Origin of the sequence: Marinobacterium sedimentorum, from assembly GCF_024267675.1 — a bacterium.
In the GTDB taxonomy this organism is placed as follows: domain Bacteria; phylum Pseudomonadota; class Gammaproteobacteria; order Pseudomonadales; family Balneatricaceae; genus Marinobacterium_A; species Marinobacterium_A sedimentorum.
This window is the reverse complement of sequence record NZ_JALDYX010000007.1, coordinates 88,367-110,445: the sequence shown is the minus strand read 5'-3', so window position 1 is coordinate 110,445 and position 22,079 is coordinate 88,367. Positions and strand designations below refer to the sequence as shown.

The 22,079-nt window shown below is 59.8% G+C and carries 21 protein-coding genes; 5 read left to right on the top strand and 16 right to left on the bottom strand.

All coding sequences use genetic code 11. The features are described from left to right. The first annotated feature begins 64 nt into the window (after positions 1-64). Both folE and MRS74_RS08740 read left to right on the top strand, forming a co-directional pair. Positions 65-703, top strand: a complete 639-nt coding sequence (gene folE / locus MRS74_RS08745) for a GTP cyclohydrolase I FolE (protein ID WP_254579897.1) — start codon at positions 65-67, stop codon at positions 701-703. Positions 704-794: 91 nt separating this feature from the next. Further along, the gene (locus MRS74_RS08740) at positions 795-1,295 is read left to right on the top strand and encodes a cyclic nucleotide-binding domain-containing protein (RefSeq protein ID WP_254579896.1); all 501 of its coding nucleotides are present in this window, start codon (positions 795-797) and stop codon (positions 1,293-1,295) included. A 91-nt stretch (positions 1,296-1,386) separates the two neighbouring features. On the opposite strand, the gene aroQ is transcribed toward MRS74_RS08740, so the two are convergent. From aroQ to MRS74_RS08720, 4 genes are all read right to left on the bottom strand, one after another. Continuing rightward, entirely contained in the window at positions 1,387-1,824 is a 438-nt protein-coding gene (gene aroQ / locus MRS74_RS08735) for a type II 3-dehydroquinate dehydratase (protein ID WP_254579895.1), read from the bottom strand. 17 nt (positions 1,825-1,841) lie between these two features. Then, positions 1,842-3,110, bottom strand: coding sequence for a TRAP transporter large permease (locus MRS74_RS08730; RefSeq protein ID WP_254579894.1), 1,269 nt, complete (start codon positions 3,108-3,110; stop codon positions 1,842-1,844). 83 nt (positions 3,111-3,193) lie between these two features. Next, positions 3,194-3,655 (bottom strand): TRAP transporter small permease, encoded by a 462-nt coding sequence (locus MRS74_RS08725; protein WP_254579893.1) that lies wholly within the window; start codon positions 3,653-3,655, stop codon positions 3,194-3,196. A gap of 78 nt (positions 3,656-3,733) precedes the next feature. Continuing rightward, positions 3,734-4,753 (bottom strand): DctP family TRAP transporter solute-binding subunit, encoded by a 1,020-nt coding sequence (locus MRS74_RS08720; protein ID WP_254579892.1) that lies wholly within the window; start codon positions 4,751-4,753, stop codon positions 3,734-3,736. 590 nt (positions 4,754-5,343) lie between these two features. Between MRS74_RS08720 and MRS74_RS08715 the strand changes: the two genes are divergently transcribed. Further along, positions 5,344-6,195 carry a shikimate dehydrogenase family protein gene (locus MRS74_RS08715; protein ID WP_254579891.1) on the top strand — a complete coding sequence of 284 codons (852 nt, stop codon included), beginning with the start codon at positions 5,344-5,346 and terminating at the stop codon, positions 6,193-6,195. A gap of 206 nt (positions 6,196-6,401) precedes the next feature. After that, positions 6,402-7,067 carry a GntR family transcriptional regulator gene (locus MRS74_RS08710; protein ID WP_254579890.1) on the top strand — a complete coding sequence of 222 codons (666 nt, stop codon included), beginning with the start codon at positions 6,402-6,404 and terminating at the stop codon, positions 7,065-7,067. Between the two features lie 15 nt (positions 7,068-7,082). On the opposite strand, the gene MRS74_RS08705 is transcribed toward MRS74_RS08710, so the two are convergent. The 10 genes from MRS74_RS08705 to pcaQ form a co-directional block, all read right to left on the bottom strand. Beyond that, complete coding sequence (locus tag MRS74_RS08705) at positions 7,083-8,018, bottom strand: AEC family transporter (RefSeq protein ID WP_254579889.1); 936 nt, start codon at positions 8,016-8,018, stop codon at positions 7,083-7,085. A gap of 35 nt (positions 8,019-8,053) precedes the next feature. Continuing rightward, positions 8,054-9,391: a class-II fumarase/aspartase family protein gene (locus MRS74_RS08700; protein WP_254579888.1), complete on the bottom strand. Its 1,338-nt coding sequence runs from the start codon at positions 9,389-9,391 to the stop codon at positions 8,054-8,056. A gap of 124 nt (positions 9,392-9,515) precedes the next feature. Then, positions 9,516-10,721, bottom strand: a complete 1,206-nt coding sequence (gene pcaF / locus MRS74_RS08695) for a 3-oxoadipyl-CoA thiolase (protein WP_254579887.1) — start codon at positions 10,719-10,721, stop codon at positions 9,516-9,518. A 9-nt stretch (positions 10,722-10,730) separates the two neighbouring features. After that, on the bottom strand, positions 10,731-11,501 hold the full coding sequence (locus MRS74_RS08690; protein ID WP_254579886.1) for a CoA-transferase subunit beta: 771 nt from the start codon (positions 11,499-11,501) through the stop codon (positions 10,731-10,733). 13 nt (positions 11,502-11,514) lie between these two features. After that, positions 11,515-12,372 (bottom strand): CoA transferase subunit A, encoded by an 858-nt coding sequence (locus MRS74_RS08685; RefSeq protein ID WP_254579885.1) that lies wholly within the window; start codon positions 12,370-12,372, stop codon positions 11,515-11,517. A gap of 93 nt (positions 12,373-12,465) precedes the next feature. Further along, on the bottom strand, positions 12,466-13,296 hold the full coding sequence (locus tag MRS74_RS08680) for a 3-oxoadipate:acetyl-CoA acetyltransferase (protein ID WP_254579884.1): 831 nt from the start codon (positions 13,294-13,296) through the stop codon (positions 12,466-12,468). Positions 13,297-13,311: 15 nt separating this feature from the next. Further along, positions 13,312-13,911, bottom strand: coding sequence for a protocatechuate 3,4-dioxygenase subunit alpha (gene pcaG, locus MRS74_RS08675; protein WP_254579883.1), 600 nt, complete (start codon positions 13,909-13,911; stop codon positions 13,312-13,314). A gap of 3 nt (positions 13,912-13,914) precedes the next feature. Further along, entirely contained in the window at positions 13,915-14,613 is a 699-nt protein-coding gene (gene pcaH, locus MRS74_RS08670) for a protocatechuate 3,4-dioxygenase subunit beta (protein ID WP_254579882.1), read from the bottom strand. A 1-nt stretch (position 14,614) separates the two neighbouring features. Then, positions 14,615-15,799 carry a bifunctional 3-oxoadipate enol-lactonase/4-carboxymuconolactone decarboxylase PcaDC gene (pcaDC, locus tag MRS74_RS08665; protein ID WP_254579881.1) on the bottom strand — a complete coding sequence of 395 codons (1,185 nt, stop codon included), beginning with the start codon at positions 15,797-15,799 and terminating at the stop codon, positions 14,615-14,617. An 83-nt stretch (positions 15,800-15,882) separates the two neighbouring features. Further along, positions 15,883-16,836 (bottom strand): pca operon transcription factor PcaQ, encoded by a 954-nt coding sequence (gene pcaQ / locus MRS74_RS08660; protein WP_254579880.1) that lies wholly within the window; start codon positions 16,834-16,836, stop codon positions 15,883-15,885. Positions 16,837-17,080: 244 nt separating this feature from the next. Here pcaQ and MRS74_RS08655 point away from each other — a divergent pair, with 244 nt between their 5' ends. Then, entirely contained in the window at positions 17,081-18,931 is a 1,851-nt protein-coding gene (locus tag MRS74_RS08655) for a bifunctional sugar phosphate isomerase/epimerase/4-hydroxyphenylpyruvate dioxygenase family protein (protein ID WP_254579879.1), read from the top strand. A gap of 556 nt (positions 18,932-19,487) precedes the next feature. Here the strand turns inward: MRS74_RS08655 and gbcB are convergent. Further along, positions 19,488-20,597 carry a glycine betaine monooxygenase reductase subunit gene (gene gbcB / locus MRS74_RS08650; protein ID WP_254579878.1) on the bottom strand — a complete coding sequence of 370 codons (1,110 nt, stop codon included), beginning with the start codon at positions 20,595-20,597 and terminating at the stop codon, positions 19,488-19,490. A 33-nt stretch (positions 20,598-20,630) separates the two neighbouring features. Continuing rightward, entirely contained in the window at positions 20,631-21,977 is a 1,347-nt protein-coding gene (locus MRS74_RS08645; protein ID WP_254579877.1) for an NAD(P)/FAD-dependent oxidoreductase, read from the bottom strand. Between the last annotated feature and the right edge of the window lie 102 nt (positions 21,978-22,079).

Below are 22,079 nucleotides of genomic sequence, written 5' to 3'. Positions count from 1 at the left end.
AGTAAAAGGTACGGGAATCCGAATCTGGGAACTCTCGCATTCCCGTCAAACCCAGGATGGAAAAATGATATCCAATGAAGCGCAGATTGTTCGTGAAGTGCTGATCGCTCGGGGCCTGGAAACTCCGCTGCAGGAGAACGGCATGAGCAGCGAACAGAAGTACGAACGCATCAAAAGCTTGATGACCGAAGTGGTTGGCACGCTGGGGCTGGACCTCAGTGATGACAGCCTGGCGGAAACGCCGCATCGCATTGCCAAGATGTATGTCAACGAGATCTTCGCCGGCCTCGATTACGCCCGCTTTCCAAAGATGGCGCTGATCGAGAACAAGATGCAGGTGGAGGAAATGGTCAAGGTGCGGGACATCAGTGTCGTCAGCACCTGTGAGCACCACTTCGTGACGATTGATGGCGTGGCCAAGGTGGCCTATATTCCGGATCAGACCATTATCGGCCTGTCCAAGATCAACCGAATTGTACGTTTCTTCGCCCAGCGCCCGCAGGTACAGGAACGCCTGACACAGCAGATTCTGGTGGCGTTGCAGACGCTGCTTGGCACAGACAACGTGGCCGTCAGTATCAGTGCGGTACACTACTGCGTTAAGTCCCGCGGGGTCATGGATGCCAACTCCCAGACCGAAACCACGGCACTGGGCGGCAGCTTTAAAAGCAACGCCCGCACAAGAGCCGAATTTCTCGGCTGAATATGATACCCGGGCGGGCCTGGGGGAAACGCTGAGCCCGCCACACTGCCTACAGAGAGATTGGCAGTCTCCAAAGCGGGGGGCATGAGTGATGCGCACTATTGCTGGTAATGATCTGTGGCAGCGTTGGGGGGAGGATTACTTTCGTGCCCTGTCGACCTTCGGGGCGCTGCAGGACGGCACCATTCTCAGCCTGCTCGAAAACGGCCAGGTATCTGAGCTCTCCCAGGGCGAGGTGCTGTACCGCCCGGGTGACAAGACCCGCGGCTTCTATGTCATTCTCCGGGGCTCTATCGCCCTCTATATGCACCATCACGACCGGGATGCGCTGACGCGGCTGTATCGCAATGGCGAACAACTGGGCTTCGTCGACATGATCGGCCTGCACGACCGCTGGTCAACCAGTGTGGCCCAGCAGCCCACTACCCTGGTACATATCTCGTCTGATCAGTTTTACGAGCTGCACCTGCAAGCGTCGGATGACTTTGGCCTGCTGATGATCAACCTGTCTCGGGAGATGGCACGTACGGTGATAACGCTGGCTGAAGTAATTGTCGATCAGAGTGTGCTGATCGCCAGCGGGCGCAATTAAATATTAAGCAGGGGATGAGCAGAGGGCGGGGGCGAGGGTAGGAGAGTGCCACCGGCTGGCTGGCCGGCGGCGTGCATAACAAAAGCGGACTTTATTGGCCTGCCTCGACGAAGTACTCCAGCGCCAGCAGATAGCCCTTGGTACCCAGACCTGCAATCACCCCCTCGGCCCGCGCCGAGACAAAGGAGTGGTGGCGGAAGGCTTCACGCTTGTGGATGTTGGAAATGTGCACCTCGATGACCGGCTTTTCGAAGCTGTTCAGCGCATCCAGGATGGCCACCGAGGTGTGGCTGTAGGCTGCCGGGTTGATGATAATGCCGTCGGCCCGGCTGCGGGCTTCGTGAATCTTGTCGATAATTTCCCCTTCGTGATTGCTCTGGAAAAAATCAATCTCAAATCCCAGTTCTGCGGCCCGGCCGATCAGGCGTTGCTGCACGTCGGCCAGGGTTTCATGGCCGTAAACCTCCGGCTGGCGAGTGCCCAGCAGGTTCAGGTTCGGGCCATTCAGTACATAGATGCGTGTGCTCATTTCAAAGTCTCCGATGATCAGTAGCCAAAGAGCCCGGGTATAAAGGTCACGGTCTGCGGTATGAAGGTGATGATGATCAGCACCAGCAGCTCAACCAGGAACATGGGCATGATGCGGCGCGATATCGCCCCCATGCCTACATTGGCGATGGAGTTGGATACGAACAGGCAGATACCCATGGGTGGCGTAACCAGCCCGATCATCAGGTTGAAGATCACGACTATGCCAAAGTGCGTCGGATCAATTCCCAGGCTCATGGCGATGGGATGCAGGATCGGCAGCAGAATCAGCATGGCGGCGATGCCCTCAAGGAACAGGCCGACAACCAGCAGAATCAGGTTCACCGCGATCAGGAACACCCAGGGGCTCGAAATTTCGTCCAGCACGAAGCTGCTGACGGTCTGGGGCACGCGGGAGAAGGTCAGCATCCAGTTGGCCGCAGCGACCACGGCAATAATGATCAGGATGATTGACGAGTCACGCATGGCGCGGGTGAATATGCGCGGCAGCTGGCTCAGATGCAGGCTCTTGAGCACGAACATGCCGGCGACCAGGGCATAGCCCGCGGCCAGCGCTGCCGCTTCCGTCGGTGTGACGACGCCGGTAATGATGGAACCAACAATAAAGACCGGCATAAACAGCGGAATCAGGGCGTCGACAAAGGCCTTGAAACGTTCTTTATTCGACAGCTTTTTACGCAGCGGCGCATAGTGGGCGGCGAAAAAACGCACATAGATCGAAAGCCCAATGGCCAGCAGCAGGCCAGGGGCCACGCCCGCCAGAAACAGTGCCGGTACCGATACGCCGGTGGTGATCAGGGCGTAGATAATGACCGGAATACTGGGGGGGATCATGGGGCCTATCACGGAGGAGGCGGCCGTCAGGGCGGCGGCGAAATCCCGCGGGTAACCTTCTTTCTCCATGGTGGGAATAAAGATGCGACCCAGGGCCGAGGTGTCTGCCACGGCGGAGCCGGACAGGCCTGCGAAGATCACCGAGGCCCAGATATTCACCTGTGCCAGGCCGGCTTTCATGTGGCCGACCAGGGCATTGGCGAAAGTGATGATGCGCCCGGTAATGCCACTCTCGTTCATCAGCTCGCCCGCCAGCACGAACAGCGGGATGGCGAGGATGGCGAAGGAGTCGAGGCCCGAGAAAATACGCTGGCTGACCAGACCAAAGGAAAACGGCGTCTGGGACACATGCCCAAACACGGCCAGCAGAATGGCAAACGCAATAGGGCTGCCGATCGCCAGCAGTACGAACAGTATCAGAAATCCAACCATAGTCTTATTCGCTCTATTGGGCGTCGTTCAGCGGTAATTGAGCAACGCCTTGGCTCTTGTTCAGATGTGCAGCTGCCTGAGTGTCAGGCCGGGGTGCCGGTGCGGTGTTCAGACAGCTTGATCAGTGCCGCCAGTACCAGGCCGATGCCGCCGGCAATCATGGCGGACTGAAACAGGTACATGGGCAAGCCGGTTCCAGGCGCCAGGATGGCACCACGCTTGAGGACAAAGAGGTAACCGGACCAGACCAGAACTGCACCGGCCACCAGGGACACCAGGTCGACGACAATGGCCAGTAGCCGGCGCACGGGCGCAGGCACGCTGTCTTCCACAAAACTGAACTTGATATGGATTCCTTCGAGGTAGCACAGGATGCTGCCAAACATGGCGCCGTAAATCATGGCGAACTTGGCGACTTCCTCGCTCCACAGAATGGGGGCGTTGAAGGTATAGCGGCTCATGCTGCTGACCAGCACCACCGCAAAGACGATAAACAGCGAACTGCCTGTCAGCCAGGACAGGACTTTTTTGTAGAAGAGCTTCATAAGCTGTGATCCCGGAAAACAGGTAGTTGTGCAAACGCCGGAGGCTCAGCGCCTCCGGCGTTTGACGGTCAGGGCAGACTAGTCGGCGGAGGCAGTTTTTACCGCATCCTGAGCCTTGTTGATCCAGCTCGGATCGATTTCGCCCTTGAGCCACTCGATCACGGCCGGCTGAGCGGTGCTCTGGAACTTGGCCATCTGCTCGGCATCGGGCACGGTGATTTCCATGCCGTTTTCGGCCAGTTTCGCCAGACCTTCAGCGGAGTTGATCTGCTGAATGGCACGACCGACAAGACCTGCGACCTTGGCGGCGCGCTTGATGATGGCCTGATCCTGCGGGCTCAGGCTCTGCAGCAGCTCGTCGTTCATCAGGATGAAGTCGGTGCCATATACATGGCCATCCAGGCTGATGTACTTCTGCATTTCGTAGAACTTGTTGCCATAAATCACGCTGACCGGGTTTTCCTGACCATCAACGACGCCGGTCGCCAGAGCGGAGGGTACTTCAGGCCAGGCGATCGGTGTCGGCTCGCCACCCAGAGCCTTGACCATTTCGACGTACAGTGGCGTGGTCATGACGCGGATTTTCAGACCTTCCAGATCCTTGGGCTCGTTGATCGGGCGCTTGGAGTTGGTGAAGTTGCGAAAGCCGGTTTCGGCGTAGGCCAGGGTGCGCAGGCCGGTTTTTTGCAGGCAGTGCTCACCGAGCGCCTTGCCGAACTCACCGTCCAGCACTTCCCAGGCGATAGGAGCAGACGGGAACAGGTAGGGAATTTCCAGTACCGAGGCTTCGGCGCAGAGCTTGGAGTAGGCGCCGGATACCATGGCCATGCTCAGCGTGCCTTCCTGGGCGGACTGCAGCAGGTCGGTTTCACCACCGAGCTGGCCGGCCGGGTATACGTTCACGGCGATGCGACCACCGGACTCGGCTTCAACCAGATCCTTGAAGACCTTGGAAGCGGCGCCTTTTTTGGAGGTGGTCCATTCCTGGGGATCGACGTGACCCAGGGTCAGCTCGATATCAGCGGCCTGTGTCTGCAGCGCAATCATGGCAGCGGCAGTGGCTAATCCCAGTGTTATTTTTTTTGTTGAAAGTTTCATGCTTCTCTCCAAAGACGGACTTAGGTAGGCGTCCGCTATTACTTGTTGTTGTGAGTGCTTGTGCTCATCAGGGCGGCCCCTGAGGTTGAAATGCAGGCTAGCAACAGTATTGAGCATCGTCAAGTTCGTAGGTTTAAATCAAAAATACCCTATATTTTGTTTTTTATTCTTTACTATCGCCCCGGCTGTGCCTGGTTGCTGCTTTAAACCCAGCAATTTCAGGGTCTTAGTCTGCAAAGTTGCCTGTCGGCCGACCGTTCTGCCCATGAAATACGCAGCTTGATATGAAGAGTGATATTTCGTTTGTTTTATATATCGTTTTCGATATGTTTATCGCCTTATCCTGGCTCAGGCCAGCTAGCATGCGGCTTGCAGGCGTGCCCGTCTAAATATCCTATATTTTTGAAAATATCATACATATTGACGATTCTTGGTTGGGGTGGCTATTATCTGTTCATCTCAAAACGCAGTCGGCGACGGGGCTTCCCGTTACCGGATCCGGTTGATGGCGCGCACTAGGGCGATGCTGTTCCGGATCTCTGCGGCCCCTGAATAATTCGGCGGATGCGTTACCGCTGTGGAGAATAAGAATGCTCAAACTTGGTCTCATAGGGCAATCCATTGCCCAGTCCCGCTCGCCCGCCCTGCATATTATGCTGGGTGAAATGTATGATCTGCCGGTGAGCTATGAGCTGCACGAACCGGCGGATGCCAGCGAAGCTGCCTTTGCCGCGACCCTTGCCAGCCTGCGCGAGCAGGGCTATCGCGGCACCAACGTGACCTTCCCCTACAAGCAGCTGGCGGTTGCCCATGCGGGGGAGGTCTATCAGGGTGCACGGCTGGTGGGGTCCACCAATACGCTCAACCTGAGCGGTTCAGTGTCTGCGCACAATACCGATTACACCGGCTTCATCCGTGGCTATCGCCAGCGTGTGGGGGAGCAGGCTGCAGGCAGGGTGCTGCTGATCGGCGCCGGCGGCGTAGGCCGGGCGGTGGCGTTCGGGCTCTTTGAAGTCGGTGCCACCGAAGTGATGATCGCGGACCTGAATGCCGCCAGTGCGGCCTCCCTGGCCGCGGCGCTGAATGCTGCCGGGTTCAATGCATCCAGTGTATCGTCGGACGGCCTGGCGGCAGCGGCTGCCAGTGCCGATGGCCTGGTGAACTGCACACCGGTAGGGCATTACAAGACGCCGGGTCTGCCCATTGCGGCAGAACTGATAGGGTCGCAGCGCTGGGCCTTCGATGCGGTCTATACACCCATCGATACGGAGTTTCTGCTGCAGGCGCACGCCAGGGGCCTGGCGATCGTCTCGGGCTTTGATCTGTTCATTTACCAGGGCATCGATGCCTTTGAAATCTTTACCGGCGTGCGGGCCGATGCAAAGGCGGTACTGCAGCGCTTCAAACAGAAATTCGACATCCAGAGTGATCTGATTGCCTGATTCCTGATGATTGTGTCGCGCAGACCCGCTTTGTGCGGGTGTGTTTTTGCCGCGACTGACGCGACTTTTTTTACCTGCAGATTGGCGCGCAGCGTCGAACGGTTGAGCTGCCGTCTGATGGGAAGTGGCTGGTCATGGGAAAACAGCCTTTATTTGGAGTAGTATGGGGCGAAACCCTGATTGTCAGATACCTTGCGAGAATGCGAATGAACACTGCGGTGGACCGTAAACTGGTGGGTCAGACGGCCTACGAGAGCCTGCGTAACGACATCGTTACCGGCAAGCTGGGCCCTGGCCAGAAGCTGAAGCTGAACGAGCTTCGATCCAGCTATGGTGTGAGTGTGAACACCCTGCGTGAAACCCTGATGCGGCTGGTATCCGATGGCTTTGTCGCCTTCGAGGATCAGAAGGGCTTTCGCGTGAACCCGGTGTCGGTATCCGATCTGGACGAGCTGATCGAGCTGCGTGTACAGCTGGAAATTCTCGGGCTGCAGAAATCCATGGCCAACAGCCAAAACCGCATGGACTGGAAATCCGCTCTGATAAGCGCGCATTACCGCCTGAGCTGCATGGAAAAGCTGATGATGGAAAATGAATCCGCCCATGCACGCGAGTGGGAAAAGGCGGATCGCGACTTTCACATGACCATCGTGTCCAATTGCGGCTCCAGCCAGCTGATTCGCTATCACGGCTCAGTGCTGGAGCTGTTCATGCGCTACCAGGTGCTGGCGCTGAAAAAACGGCCGTTCCGTGGTGATGCCGTGGCGGACGAGCACCAGCAGCTGCTTCAGCTGGTATTGGACGACCAGCTGGATGCTGCCCAGGCGTTGCTCACCGAACATATCAACAAGGGCAGCGAACTGCCGCTTTGAGCCACAGAGCGCTGCTTAGAGCAGCAGCTTGAGCGTCAGAGTAATGGTGACGAAGGAAAGCACCGTTGTCACCAGCAGGATGCTGGCGCAGAGGTTGCGGTAGCCGTAATTGCCGCCGATGATCGGGTAGATGCTCATCATCGGCATGGCGGCCATCAGGACGGCGGCCAGCTGCAGGCGCGGATCGAAATCCGGCAGCAGCCAGATCAGCAGCACCATCATCAGCGGGTGCAGCGCCAGCTTGCCCACCACCACCAGGCTGATTTCCGACACACTGCCGCGCAGCGAGCTGTTGACCAGGGAGGCACCCACCACAAAGAGCGCCACCGGCGCCGCCGTGCCCGCCAGCATAGTCAGACTCTGATTCATCACCGCCGGCAACTGCAGTTCGATGGCCGAGGCCACAATACCGGCGACAATGGCAATAATCAGTGGGTTCTGCATGACCCGCACCAGCACCGACTTCCAGGCGCTCGCCAGGGTCGTGCCGTTCTGGCGCCCGACGCCGTATTCGATGATTACCAGCGCCAGCGGCAGAATGAGCATGTTTTCGATCATCAGGCCCATGGCAAAGGCATTGGTGGGTGGGTCGTCGAACACCTGCACCAGCACCGGGTAGCCGAAAAAGGCGCTGTTGGACACGGCCATGCCGATGGCCTTGACGCCGCCTGCGGCGATGGAGTCCCGAAACAGCAGTTTGCTGATACCAAGGCCGGCCGCCAGCGCCAGTGCCGAACCTGCCCCGTATACCAGCAGATAGGTCGGATCGATGACCTGGTCGAACTTCATGTTGACCAGGGTGCTGAAAATCATCGCCGGCATGGCGAAATACATCACCAGGCGCCCGAGGCCCGGGATGGCATCGGCGGGCATCAGCCGTGTCCGGACCGCGACAAAGCCCAGCGCAATGAGCATAAAGATCGGCGCTGTGGTGGACAGTACAGCCAGCATGAATGCCTCCGTGGCAAACGATAGAGTGGTGTCTGTTATGACTGAGTCAGCGAGCGGGCCTGTTGCAGCAGGGTATCGAGCCAGACGCTGGTGGCGCCATCGCAGAGCAGGCGTTGCTGCATCTGGCTGACGTCGAGCTGCATGCCGCTGAGTCTGGCTACTATATCGAACAGATGCTCATCGCCCGAGATAGCCTGCAGGCAGGCATTCTTGAGCAGCTGCGCCGCCTGGTCGCGGGGCATGCTGCGGGCCAGCTCGAAGGTGGCAGCTTCGGCGTAGATCACGCCATTGAAGGCGCCAAGGTTCTGCAGCATGCGATCGGAATTGACCTCAAGGAACTGCAGGGCTTCAAGGCCGTGCTTCAGCGCCACGGCGGTGGCCATCAGCTGCTGCGGCAATACCAGCCACTCCTGCGCCCAGCTGCTGCCACTGCGCTCGTGCTCGTGCAGCATGGCCTGGTGCATCTGGCCGACCAGTCCTGCGTTCTGGCGGGCCATGGCAAGAATGATCTCGGCGTTCACCGGATTGCATTTCTGCGGCATGGTGGAGGAGCCGCCGCCATTGCTGAAGCGGATTTCGCCCACTTCTGTCTGGGACATCAGCAGCCAGTCCTGGGCAATCTTGCCCAGAGCGCCGGTGCAGAGACCGAGCCAGCCGGAGAGCTCCACCAGGGCGTCGCGCTGGGTATGCCAGTTGGTGCCGCAGGCCAGATCCAGCCTGCGGGCCAGGATCTCACCGCTCTGGTCGGCCTTGTCGCCCATGGCGGCCAGGGTGCCAACGGCGCCGCCGAGCTGGGTTTTCAGCAGCCGGGGTTTCAGCTCTTCGAGGCGCTCGAGCTGGCGCAGCAAGGGGGAGAGCCACTGCGCTACCTTGAAGCCGAAGCTCATGGGCACGGCCTGCTGGGTGCGGGTGCGCCCGGCAATCAGGCTATCGCGGTGCGCCTCGGCCAGATCCGCCAGGCCGCCAATCAGTGCCCTGATGCGGCCTTCATGGAGCGCGATCAGTTCGCGGCAGTTCAGAATCAGCGCGGTATCGACAATATCCTGGCTGGTGGCGCCAAAGTGTACCCAGCGTGCCTGTTCGGCCGGCAGGACATCTTTCAGCGCCTTGACCAGCGCCGGCACCGGCACACCGGCAGACGCGGTGCCGGCGGCAAGGCTGGCAGGATCTGGAACAAGGGATGCCGCCGCCGCGGCAATGGCGGTAGCGGCGGCGGCGGGAATCAGGCCGGCTTCGGCCTGGGCCATGGCCAGCTCCCCCTCGACTCTGAGCATGGCCCGAAGCTGCGCCTGGTCATTGAGCCAGAGCCCGGCCTCGGTGTCGGACAGCAGGGTCTGATAGAGGCCGGAGTCGAAGGGGGATACCTGAATCATGATGCTTATCGCCGATGTAAAAAATGTTGGGAGACAGATCTCTGAATTTAACAAAAACCGGGTAGGTGCGGATCTCCTGTTCGCACGCCAACGACTTCCTGCCGTCAGTTACCAGGTTGTTCCGTCAGACCGCTTCCAGCGCGATGGCGATGCCCTGGCCGACGCCGATGCACATGGTGGCCAGCGCGTAGCGCTTGCCGCGACGTTTCAGTTCCAGCGCCGCAGTGCCGGTGATGCGTGCGCCCGAGGCGCCCAGCGGGTGCCCCAGGGCGATGGCGCCGCCGTTGGGATTCACCTGTTCGGCGTCGTCTGGCAGCCCCAGATCGCGCAAGGTTGCCAGCGCCTGGGAGGCAAAGGCTTCGTTCAGCTCGATCACATCGAACTGATCAATGCTCATGCCCAGTTTCTGGCACAGTTTCTGGCTCGCCGGCGCCGGACCAAAGCCCATGATACGCGGCTCAACGCCGGCCGTCGCGCCGCCGAGGATCTTGGCAATCGGTGTCAGGCCATATTTCCGTACCGCGTCCTCGGAGGCGATAATCAGGGCCGCAGCACCGTCGTTGACGCCGGATGCGTTGCCGGCGGTGACACTGCCGTTGGCGCGAAAGGGGGTGCCGAGTTTGGCGAGAATCTCGGCCGTGGTGTCGGCACGGGGGTGTTCATCCTGGGCAAACAGGATCGGGTCCTTTTTGCGCTGCGGGATGCTCACCGGCACAATTTCTTCGGCAAAGATGCCGGCGGCCTGGGCTTTGGCGGCGCGCTGCTGCGAGCGCAGCGCAAAGGCGTCCTGATCGGCGCGGCTGATGCCGAACTGCTCGGCCACGTTCTCGCCGGTTTCCGGCATCGAATCGACGCCGTATGCGGCCTTCATCTTCGGGTTGATGAAACGCCAGCCGATGGTGGTGTCGTGCACCTCGTTAGTGCGCGAGAAGGCGCTGCTGGCCTTGGGCATCACGAAGGGGGCGCGGGTCATGCTTTCGGTGCCGCCGGCAATCATCAGATCCGCTTCACCGGCCTTGATGGCGCGGGCCGCCATCAGGATGGCATCCATGCCTGAACCGCACAAACGGTTGATGGTGGTGCCGGTTACGGCGGTGGGGTAGCCGGCCAGCAGCAGCGACATGCGTGCCACGTTGCGGTTGTCTTCACCGGCCTGGTTGGCACAGCCGAAGATGACATCATCAATGGCGCTCGGGTCCAGCTGGGGGTTGCGCTCCAGCAGGGCTTTCAGTGGCACGGCGCCCAGGTCGTCCGGGCGAACCGAGGCCAGGGCGCCGCCAAAGCGGCCTATGGGGGTGCGTACATAGTCGCAGATATAGGCAACGGTCATGTCGATCTCCTATTGGCCGGCGTGGGCGCGGGCGGTACGTTCGTTCAGGGCGCGCAGGGCGGCGAGTTCGGACTCATTGGGCGCCGGTGTTTCGACCACCTGGTCGGCGAAGCGAATGGCCCAGCCGGTATTTTCCGCGATCTGTTCGCGGCTGACCCCGGGATGGATGGAGGTGACAACGAATTCCTTGCTGGCAGGGTCCGTTTCCATGATGCACAGATCGGTGGTCAGGCGGCTCGGGCCCCGGGTCTTGATACCAAGTGCCTCGCGCTCCTTGCCGGTCTTGCCGTGACCGAGGGACGTCATGAAATCGATGTTATCCACAAAACCACGGGCCGACTGCTTCATGACGATAAAGATCTCGCCGCAGGAGGTGGCGATCTCGGGGGCGCCACCGCCGCCGGGCAGGCGAACTTTCGGGCTGTTGTAGTCACCGCCGACCACAGTGGTGTTGAGGTTGCCGAACTTGTCGAGCTGGGCGGCGCCCAGGAAGCCGACGGAGATGCGTCCGCCCTGCAGCCAGTAGCGGAACATTTCCGGCACCGCCACGGTGGTGACGGCGGTATCGCACAGCTCGCCGTCACCGATGGACAGCGGCAGTACATCGGGTTTGGTGCCGATGGTGCCGGATTCGTAGATCAGGGTGACGTCGGGGGCATGGGTCAGGCGTGCCAGGTTGCAGGCCGCAGACGGCATGCCGATGCCGACGAAGCAGACATCGTCGTTGCGGATGGCACGGGCCGCGGCCACGGTCATCATTTCGGTCGCTGTGTAGTTCATCTCGTGGCTCCTGTTACTTCTCGGCCTGGGTAAAGACAACGCGGCTGGCGAAGGCGTCGGGACCTGCGTTCAGCACGTTTTCCTGCATCCAGGCCTGGAAGCCCTCGCGATCGCTGGCGATCGGGTCCCAGGCCTTGTAGAAGGCGTTGTCGCGCTCGTAGTAACCCTTGGCATAAGAAGGGTGAGCGCCTCCCGGCACCGGCACGACGGCTTTCAGCGTCCAGTTCGGCAGTACGCAGGCATTGGGGTGGAGGTCGTCAAAGTTGTCGACGATTTCTTCCACCGTGACGATGGCACGCTTGGCGGCCAGCACAGCTTCCTTCTGTACACCGACAATGCCCTCGATCAGAACGTCGCCCTTGCGGTTGGCTTTCTGGGCATGAATGATGCTGACGTCGGGCCTTATCGATGGCACCGAGGCCAGACGCTCGCCGGTGAAGGGGCATTCGATAAAGCGGATATTGGGGTTCACCTCGGCGAGTCCTGCACCCAGGTAGCCGCGAAAGACCGCGCAGGGCAAGCCTGCAGCGCCGGCTTCATAGGCATTGGCCATGGCGGCGTGGCTGTGCTCCTCGATTTCGAGCTTGTGGGGCCAGCTCTTTTCGTAGGCATCGCGAAAACGTCGCAGGGAGCCAACACCGGGGTTGCCGCCCCAGGAGAAGATCATCTTTTTGACACAGCCCATGCCGATCAGCTGATCGTAGATCAGGTCCGGCGTCATGCGGATCAGGGTCAGATCCTTGCGCTGCTGGCGGATGATTTCGTGTCCGGCAGCATAGGGAATCAGGTGGGTAAAGCCTTCCAGTGCAACCAGGTCGCCGTCAAAGACGTTGGCGGCGATCGCTTCTTTTAACGAAACAAACAGGGTCATGCAATGATCCTCCGGTAATCGAATGCAGTGATGTTGGCAGCGGGGCGCGCAGCCCCGCTACCAGTGCAGATGAAGCGGTTTTTTTGGGGAGGCTCAGGCCGGGCGCAGACCCAGCAGGGCACGGGCCTCGGCGGGCGTGGCGACGGTGCGGCCATGGTCGACCACCATGCCGGCCAGACGCTCCACTAGATGGGCGTTGCTTTTGGCCAGGGTGTTCTTGTCATAGCGCACGTTGTCTTCCAGCCCCGTGCGCACATGGCCGCCGAGTTCCAGTGCCCACTGGTTGAGAATCAGCTGGTACTTGCCGATACCGGCGGCCGTCCAGGTTCCGCCGGGGCAGACCTTTTCGTACTGCTTGATCATGAACTCCAGCACTTCACGATTGGCCGGAATGGCGTTCGGGATGGAGGTCACGAATTGCAGGTGCACCGGTGCCTTGATCAGGCCGCGCTCAACCAGCTTGGCGGTGTTGAACACCATCGACAGGTCGAAGGCTTCGATCTCGGGCTTGATGTCGTACTTCAGCATGCGCTCGGCCAGGTCGTCGATCAGCGCCGGCGAGTTGGCATAGACGATGGAGCCGAAGTTGACGGAACCGGTGGCCAGGGACGCCATGTCAGGCTTGAGGTGCAGCATGCCGCCACGTTCGTCGCCCGCACCGCTGCGACCGCCGGTGGAGAACTGAATGATCATGCCGGGGCAGTGCTTGCGGATACCGTCCTGAACCTGGGCGAAGCGCTCCGGGTCCGACGAGGTGGTACCGTCTTCATTGCGCACGTGCAGGTGCACCAGGGTGGCACCGGCCTCGAAGGCTTCGTGGGTCGATTCAATCTGCTCGGCCGGGGTGATGGGCACCGCCGGGTTGTTGGCTTTCTGCGGCAGGGAACCGGTGATGGCAACGCTGATAATGCATGGGCTGGTCATGGTTATATCCTGTTATTAGAAGTTGAAGAACACGGTTTCGTGCGGGCCCTGCATGTGAATGTCGAAACGGTACTCCACGCCGGTGGACGTTTCGTGGCGCGTCGCGATCAGGGTGTCGCGTCGTGCAGCTTCAACCTTGTTCAGCACCGGGTCCTCGGCGTTGAGGCTGGCCTCGTCACTGAAGTACAGGCGGGTATAAGCATGATTCGGCAGACCGCGCATAAACAGGATCACCGAAATAAAGGGCGCCTGGCCGTCCTGCGCGACACCCGGCTTGATGGTGTCAAAGCGAAAGCTGTTGTCGGGCGTGGTGCCGGTACCTACGCGGCCGAATCCCTTGAATGCAGGATCCAGCGGCCGTGACTCACGGGCATCCACAGGGTGATTGAAGCGCCCGGCGGCATTGGCCTGCCAGAGCTCGATCATGGCATCGTTGATGCGCTGTCCCTGGCCATCGAAGACCTGGCCAAGGATACGGATACGCTCGCCCAGGGTTTCGTCATTGGCCATGGCGCCGGTGGCGACCTGGGTCTGGGGGTAATGATACTGCTGAGCGGTCAGGCCGTAGGCGAAGTAGGGGCCAACGGTCTGGGACGGTGTCTGCTTCAGTGACATGAATTAGTCCTCCATTGGGGTGGCATTCACGCCACGCAGCACGATGTCGAAGATATATCCCAGGGCAAAGCCTTCTTCGGTCACATCGATCGAGAAATCCGCGATCATGCGCTCACGCGCACCTTGTGGTACCGACAGGTAGATCGGGTCCAGCGCCAGCAACGGGTCACCGGGGAAGTACATCTGGGTCACCAGACGGCTGGCGATGGACGCGCCGAAGAGTGAAAAGTGGATATGGTTGGGGCGCCAGGCGTTGGGGTGGTTGCCCCAGGGGTAGGCACCGGGCTTGATGGTGTAAAAGCGGTAGCAACCGTTTGCGTCGGTCAGGCAGCGGCCGGAACCCAGAAAGTTCGGGTCCAGCGGGGCATCGTGCTGATCGGCCTTGTGTACGTAGCGGCCGGCGGCGTTGGCCTGCCAGACTTCTACCAGGGTGTTGGCGACCGGGTTGCCGTTCTCGTCCAGCACGCGGCCGGAGACAACAATGCGCTCGCCCTGGGGCTCGCCATTCACTTGGCCGTTTTTGGTCAGGTCGTGATCCAGCGGGCCCAGTACTTCGGCGCCGTAGGCGGGGCCGGTCAGCTCGGACAGCTCGGGGTCAATATCCACCAGGTTCCGGGATACGCCACGCAGCACGGTGGATTTGTATTCGGGGCTGATATAGGCCGCATGGCTGGCCCAGTCGCGCTTGGTTAGGGTGCTCATCTCAGTGCTTACCTCCGTTAATAGCGATTCCCATGCCGGTATAGGTTTCCTTGGCGATGCGAATGGCGACATTGGATGCCGGTACACCGGCGTAGACGCCCAGGTGCAGCAGGGTTTCACGGACTTCGTCCAGGGTAGCGCCGGTATTGGCGGTGGCGCGTATATGCATGGCCAGTTCTTCGTCGTGGCCCAGGGCTGCCATCAGGGTAATGGTGATCAGGCTGCGATCACGCTTGCTCAGCGTCGGGCGGCTCCAGACAGAACCCCAGGCGCCTTCGGTAATAAAGGTCTGGAAGGGCTCATCAAAGGCGGTCTTGTTGGCTTCGGCGCGGTCGACGTGGGCATTGCCCAGCACCGAGCGGCGTACCTGCATGCCCTGCTCGTACCGGCTCAGCGGCTCTGTCACTTCGGCCAGGAAATCACGGATCAGTGCGGCCAGTGCTTTGGGCTGTTCAACGCAGGGCAGGTGGCCGGCATTGGCCAGCAGTTCAAAGCGCGCGTCCGGAATCAGCGCGGCGGTGGAGCGCACCAGGTCCGGCGGCGTGGCGCCGTCTTCGTCGCCCACCACGCAGAGCGTGGGCTGGATCAGCTGTGCGCTGCTCGCGGTCAGGTCGGCATCGCGAATGGCGGCGCAGGTGCCGATATAGCCTTCCACCGGCGTGCGCACCATCATGTTGCTCCACAGGGATACTTCGGCGGCTTTTTCCTGGCGGAAGGAGGCGGCAAACCAGCGTTCCATCACGGCGTCGGCAATGTATTCCAGGCCGTGCGCGCGAATCGTATCGATGCGGGTATTCCAGCCGGAAGCGTCACCGATCTTGTGGGCGGTGTCACACAGAATCAGGTTCTTCACCAGCTGCGGGCGTTTGGCGGCGACGCCCTGGGCGATCAGGCCGCCGACAGACAGGCCACAGAGCGTGACCTGGCTGAGTTCCAGTGCATCCAGCAGGCCGATCAGGTCGCTGATATGGTCATCGAGCTGGTAGGGCGCGGGCGGGCAGGACGACAGGCCATGGCCACGCTTGTCGTAGCGCAGGAAGCGGAACTGATCTTTCAGCTCGGGCAGCAGAGGGTCCCAGACCCGCAGGTCGGTGCCCAGTGAATTGGAAAAAACCAGCAGCGGCAAATGAGACGGACCGTCCAGCTGGTAGTGGATGAATTCTCCGTTGAGCGACAGGCTGTGCATAGTCATTGACCCTGATGTGGTTAAAGCATATTTCCCTACTTTCGATCACTTCTTCCGATATGTAAAATGAGGTTTTGTGGTTTTTATATATTCTTATTGATATGTGTATCAGGATCCGTAGCTTTAATTGCCAGGGCGACATCACGCACGGCATTCATCAGCAGCTGCAGCGCCGGTGACGGAATCGTATCGGCGCGGGTTGTCAGCCCCACGGGCCCCAGGGTCTCGCGGGTATCCAGCGGCAGTTCGCAGAAGATGCCATCGCTGATTTCCCGCGCCACTACGCCCCTGGAAATGATCCAGATGGCATCGGTCTGGCGGATATATTCCTTGCCGAAACCATCGGACACGGTTTCGATGCGATCGTGCAGCGCGCCAATGCCCTGGCTGATCAGGTAGCGCTCGACGGTGGGCGCAATAATGGAGTCCTTGGGCGGGTAGAGCACTGGATAACCGCTGAGGTCGCGCACATTCAGTGCCGGGTTCTGCAGCAGCGGATGGCCTGGGCGGACCGCAAAGGCAATCCGTTCTGAGTAGAGATGCTGGAACGAGAGCCCCGCCATCAGTTCGGGTTCGGCCAGGCGGCCTACCACCAGATCCAGTTGGCCGACGCGAAGCTGGCTGAGCAGCAGCGCATTGGGCCCTGTCTGCAAATTCAGGGTGACGTCCATGCCGCCCTGGCGAAAGCGCTGTACGGCCCTGGGCAATATACTGGTCGCCACCGTGGGCAGTACGCCGACGCTGAGACGCAGCTTGCCGCGCTGCTGGGCCTGGGCAATGCTGTCGGTACCTTCACGCAGGGCCGCGACGCTGGCGCCGGCATATTTGAGAAACACCTCGCCAAACTGGGTCAGTTCCACGCCTTTCTTGCTGCGTTCCATCAGCCGGACGCCCAGCATCTCTTCCAGTTCCTTGAGCTTTTTCGACACCGCCGGCTGGGTCAGCGCCAGCACGTCGGCCGCGCCACCGACGCTGCCCTGGCGCGCCACTTCCAGAAAGCATTGCAGATGGCGGTACTTGATGCGGTTCTCAAGCATGGGGGCGATTCTCCGGAGGTTCGTCTAAAGTGTAGGGTAATTTATAAATGGTTGAACGCATATTTTTTATGTGTGCTTATTGGCTAAATACAGTGCTTATCATATCGAATTCGATATTTAAATGGTCGTGTTATTCATTTATCAGCGCGACGCCATGGGAGTAGTGTTAGCGAAATGACAATTTTAGCTGGTCGCACTGCTGCGCAGACGCAGGCTACTGGCTCAGAATCTCCGGGAATACAGCATGAAAACGGCACTCGCGACGGTCACGATTTCAGGTTCACTGCAGGAAAAACTGCGCGCCGCGGCGCAGGCTGGCTTTGATGGCGTGGAAATTTTCGAGAACGATCTGACCCAGTTCGATGGCAGCGCGCGAGATGTACGCCTGATGGCGGAAGACCTCGGGCTGGAAATCATTGCGCTGCAGCCGTTTCGCGACTTCGAGGCGATGCCGGAACCCTGGCGCAGCCAGAATTTCTATCGCGCCCAGCGCAAGTTCGAGTTGATGCATGAACTGGGCACCAGGCGACTGCTGATCTGCAGCAATGTATCGCCCCATGTTATCGATGATCGCGACCGTGCTGCCGCCGATCTGCACGAACTGGCGGAACTGGCCCGCCAGCAGGACTTTATCATCGGCTACGAAGCGCTGGCCTGGGGCCGCCATGTGGCGGATTACGATGTCGCCTGGGATATCGTCAAGCGTGGCGATCATCCGAACCTGGGTATCATCCTCGACAGTTTCCACATGTTTGCCCGCGGCAATACGCTGGACGTGCTGCGCGATGAGATCCCCATCGACAAGATAGCGCTGGTGCAGGTGGCCGATGCGCCGCGGCTGCAGATGGAAGTGCTGCACTACAGCCGGCATTTCCGCTGTTTCCCGGGGCAGGGTGATCTGCCGGTGGTGGAGTTTGTGCAGTGCCTGAAGGACAAGGGCTTTGACGACTACCTGTCCCACGAAATTTTCAATGACGAATTCCGTTCCTCATCGCCGCTGGAAAAGGCCGTGGATGGAATGCGCTCCCTGATCTGGCTCGAAGAGCAAACCTCGGTGGCGCCGGAGCAACCGGCTCAGCCCGAGATTACCGACGTCGAATTTATCGAATTTGCGGTGGAGGGCGACAGCGGCGACGAACTGGTGCAACTGCTGCAGAACCTCGGTTTTCGCGAAACCCATAAACACCGCTCCAAGAACGTCAGCCTGATGCGCCAGGGTGATATCAACCTGGTGCTGAACCGCGAGCCGCTGAGCCAGGCCCATGAACACTATCAGGCCCACGGCGTGTCCATCTGTGCCCTGGCGTTTGCCACCACTGATCTGGGTGCCATGCTGGCGCGCACCGAGCGCTATCGCAGCACGCGCTTTGCCAATCAGGCGGGTCCTGGGGAGCTGAACATTCCGGCCATCCGCGGTATAGGTGACAGCCTGGTGTACTTTGTCGAGCGCCCGGGCAAGTTCCGCTTTTTCGATATCGACTTTGTACCGCTGACCGATGTAGGTGAGACCGCCGTCGGGCTGCAGCGCATCGATCATATCGGCCAGACGGTATCCAATACCGATTTCCTCTCGGCGTCCTTTTTCTACAAGTCACTGTTCGGGTTCGAGGTTGAAGCCAGTACCGATCTGCCGGATATCTACGGCCTGGTGGTCAGCCGTGTGGCCAAGAGCCGGGATGGCCGGGTGCGGATACCGCTTAACATGACGGCAGCACGTGAAGCTTCGGCGCAGCGCTTTATCCACAAGGCCAAGGGCTCCGGCGTGCAACAGATCGCCTTTGCCTGCGAGGATATCTTTGCGGCGGCAGGCGCGGTGGGCGCTGACAAGCTGCTGCCCATTCCGCAAAACTACTACCGTGATCTGGATGCACGCTTTGCGCCTGAGCCCGACGTACTGGCGCGCATGCGCAGCCTGAACATCCTTTATGATCGCAATGACGACGGCGAATTCTTCCACTTCTACACCCGCGAAGCCCACGGCGTCTTCTTCGAGGTGGTACAGCGGATCAAGGATTACGACCGTTACGGTGAAGCCAACGCCCATATCCGCATGGCCTCCCAGGCCCGACAGTACCGCCGTGACGAGGGGCTTTGATCGGCGGTTAAGGTCATTAGTTATTCGTAATTCGTGATTCGTTAGCAGGGCGGGTGAGGTGCGCATGGCACAACGCTTGTCATGGCTCCGCTACTTGGGCTGTCAATATCGCCTCAATCGGTTCCGCAGCATTTCCAGATAGTTGAGGGCGGCACCCCGGCCGCGTGAGAAGCCGACGAGCACTGGGCTATTTTTCGATCAGGCCCTTCAGGGGCGAGGCAGGGATGCCGAGCCGCAGATCCGATAAAAGCCGTGCAGACTCTTCACCTTGAAGGCCGGCGTCCGGAAAATCGTTCCAGCGCGCAGTGAAAAAGCTTCATTAGGGCGTATTCTTCAAGGTAAAAAAGCCTTGCTTACTTTTCTTTCGCACGAGCAAAGAAAACTAAGGCGCCCAAAAGGGCGAAACAGGGACTATCCGACCATTGTGATGCTTGATTGTCTAGACATCTCTACACGGAGGCGGTGCATTCGTTTACCAGCGCCGCACCACTTTCTCGTTAAAACTGGAAGAACCCTTTTTTGAGGAAAGTCGGAGCCTGCAGCAAGCACCCGGCGATCAGAACTCGACCTGCAGGTCGCCCTCGACCTGGGTGCAGCACGACAGCACATAACCCTGTTCGATTTCTTCGGGCGTGATGCCGCCGTTGTGCGCCATGCTGGAACGACCATCGATGATGCGGACCCGGCAGGCACCGCAGATGCCGATGCCGCAGGCCTTGGGTATGTTGATGCCGGCTTCGGCGGCGGCCTCGTTAAGGTTACTGCCAAGGGCCACCTCGACGCTCTGGCCGGAGTCGGCAAAGTTGACGCGGGCCATCTCCAGCTCGACGAGCTCCGCTTGCTGAGCTTCGTCGGCATGCACCTCGGCCTGGCGCACATCCTGCGCCGGCGTGGCATCGAATGATTCCTCGTGGTACTGGCGCATGTCAAAACCGGCCTGTTCCAGCAAGGTACGAATGGCCTTCATGTAGGGCTCGGGGCCACAGCAGAAAACCTCGCGCTGCAGAAAATCCGGAGCGATGAGCTGCAGCATGTTGAGATCGACCCGACCGCGATAGCCGCCCCAGATCTGGCCGACGTCGTTGCGCTCACACACCAGGTGCAGCTGGAAATTGCCGATGCGCGAGGACATGTAGTCCAGCTCGTGCCGGTAGATCACATCCCCCGGGGTGCGGGCGCTGTGGACGAAGGCGATATCGACCTCAGTGTCGGTATCAAACCACCAGCGCGCCATGGACATGACCGGCGTGATGCCAACACCGCCGGACAGCAGCAGGACTTTCTCGGCCGGGAAGTCCAGGCAGTTGAACTGCCCCACCGGGCCGTGCACGGCAATCTGGTCGCCGGACTGAAGATTTTCGTGCAGCCAGTTGGAGACCTCGCCACCGGGGACGCGCTTCACGGTGATCGAGAAGCTGTAGGGAATCGACGGTGAGCTGGAGATGGTGTAGGAGCGCATGACGCGCTGGCCGGCGATCTCCAGTTCCAGGGTGACAAACTGCCCGGGCTTGAAGAAAAACAGCACCGGCTGGCCCAGGCTGAAGGTAAAGGTGCAAACGTCCGCGGTTTCGCGGATCACCCTTACGCAGCGCACCAGGTGGCGGCCGTTGCTCCAGGTCTGGGTGCGGACCGGGTCCAGAAACTCGCTAGTGTTGAAGTGGGTCATAGTGGTTTCCTGTTCAGAGTCAGCGCCGGGAGATTACATTTCAATGCCGGCCTGCCATTCCTTCCAGCGCATGGTCATGTTGGCGCCGACCGTCAGAAATGGCTCGGGCGGCAGCTTCCCGGGTTGCTGGTGGTCCAGAAACTGTGTCAGCAGTGTCGAGCTACCGAGTACGGCCTGCTCGGCGGCCATCATTCCCGACAATGTACCTTTCACCGTGCCCAGGCCATTCTGACACGCGGCTGCCCAGACCCTGGATTCCACTTCGCCAAACGCGGGTACAGAGTTCAGGGAAAGACACAGTCGCCCTCCCCAGCGATATTCCATCTCAACCCCCTTGAGCATCGGAAAGCGATTTTCAAAAGAGCGATCCTGCAATCTTGCCGCTCTTTTCATATTTTGGGCCGTCGCTTCAATAGACTGGTTCAGGGTCGCGTGATTACGAATCACAATACGATCGCCGCTGCCCATAAAGTCAGAGCTGCGACGTACCGTTGTGCCCATGGGGTCGGCGGGCAATATTCCCCAGTTACTGGCACCGCCCAAACGCTGGGTTTCTCCAGGCGTCAGCGCCCGGGTCATAGATGCGTAGGTAAATACATGCAGCAGCCTTTTCGGGAAGAAGCCAAACGACTGAATATGGCCATTGACCGCCAGGATAACCCCCTTGGCCCTCACGATGGCCCCGGGGGTGACCAGTTTATGCACAGCGCCGAGTTCCATACGGGTGACAGGGCTGTTTTCATAAATGCTGATCTTGGCGCTCAGGCCTTCGGCCGCCTTACGAATAAAGGCCGCGGGCTGTATCATGACCGCCCCGGGTGTAAAGAGCCCGTTTCGATAAAAGTCGCAGCCTGTCCACTCTTTCATTTCCGAGTGGTCCATTAACCGGAAGCTTTCGCCTAGCGAGCTCAAATGCTTCTGGTAGCTGGCAATATGCTGTTCGCCGCGGGATGAACCGGCTGCGGTTACTTTGCCGCATGGGTTAAATACGGCTTTTGGCATGCCGTACTCAGTGGCCATTTCGCCGGCAAACCGGATTGCTTCGCGGTTTAGTTTAATCTGCCGCAGGTCATTTTCATGGGCACCGGCATAGGTCTCCGAGCTCAGATCATGGGGCAGATCGATCATAAAGCCGCTATTGCGCCCGGCGGGGCCATCGGCCAGTCGTTTTGCTTCCAGCAGCACGATGGATTCGGTTCCGACCAGCTGGGACAGCCTGCGGGCTGCGGCGATACCGGTAAAACCACCGCCTACGACGACCCAGTCAGCATTTATATCCCCGTTCAGGCGTGGATACTCTGATGCCGGGGTCAGGATACTGTTCCAGGCTGCAGGGCCTGGATCCACGGGTAAGCGCTTTACTTTTATAGTTTTGGTCATACCGTTGTCCTTCTGAACCGGAGCCGGGTAACGCTAGTGCCATGCGCCTGGAACTTTGGCCCCTGGTCTCTTTTAATTGCAGTACCCGCCCGGTTAGAACCT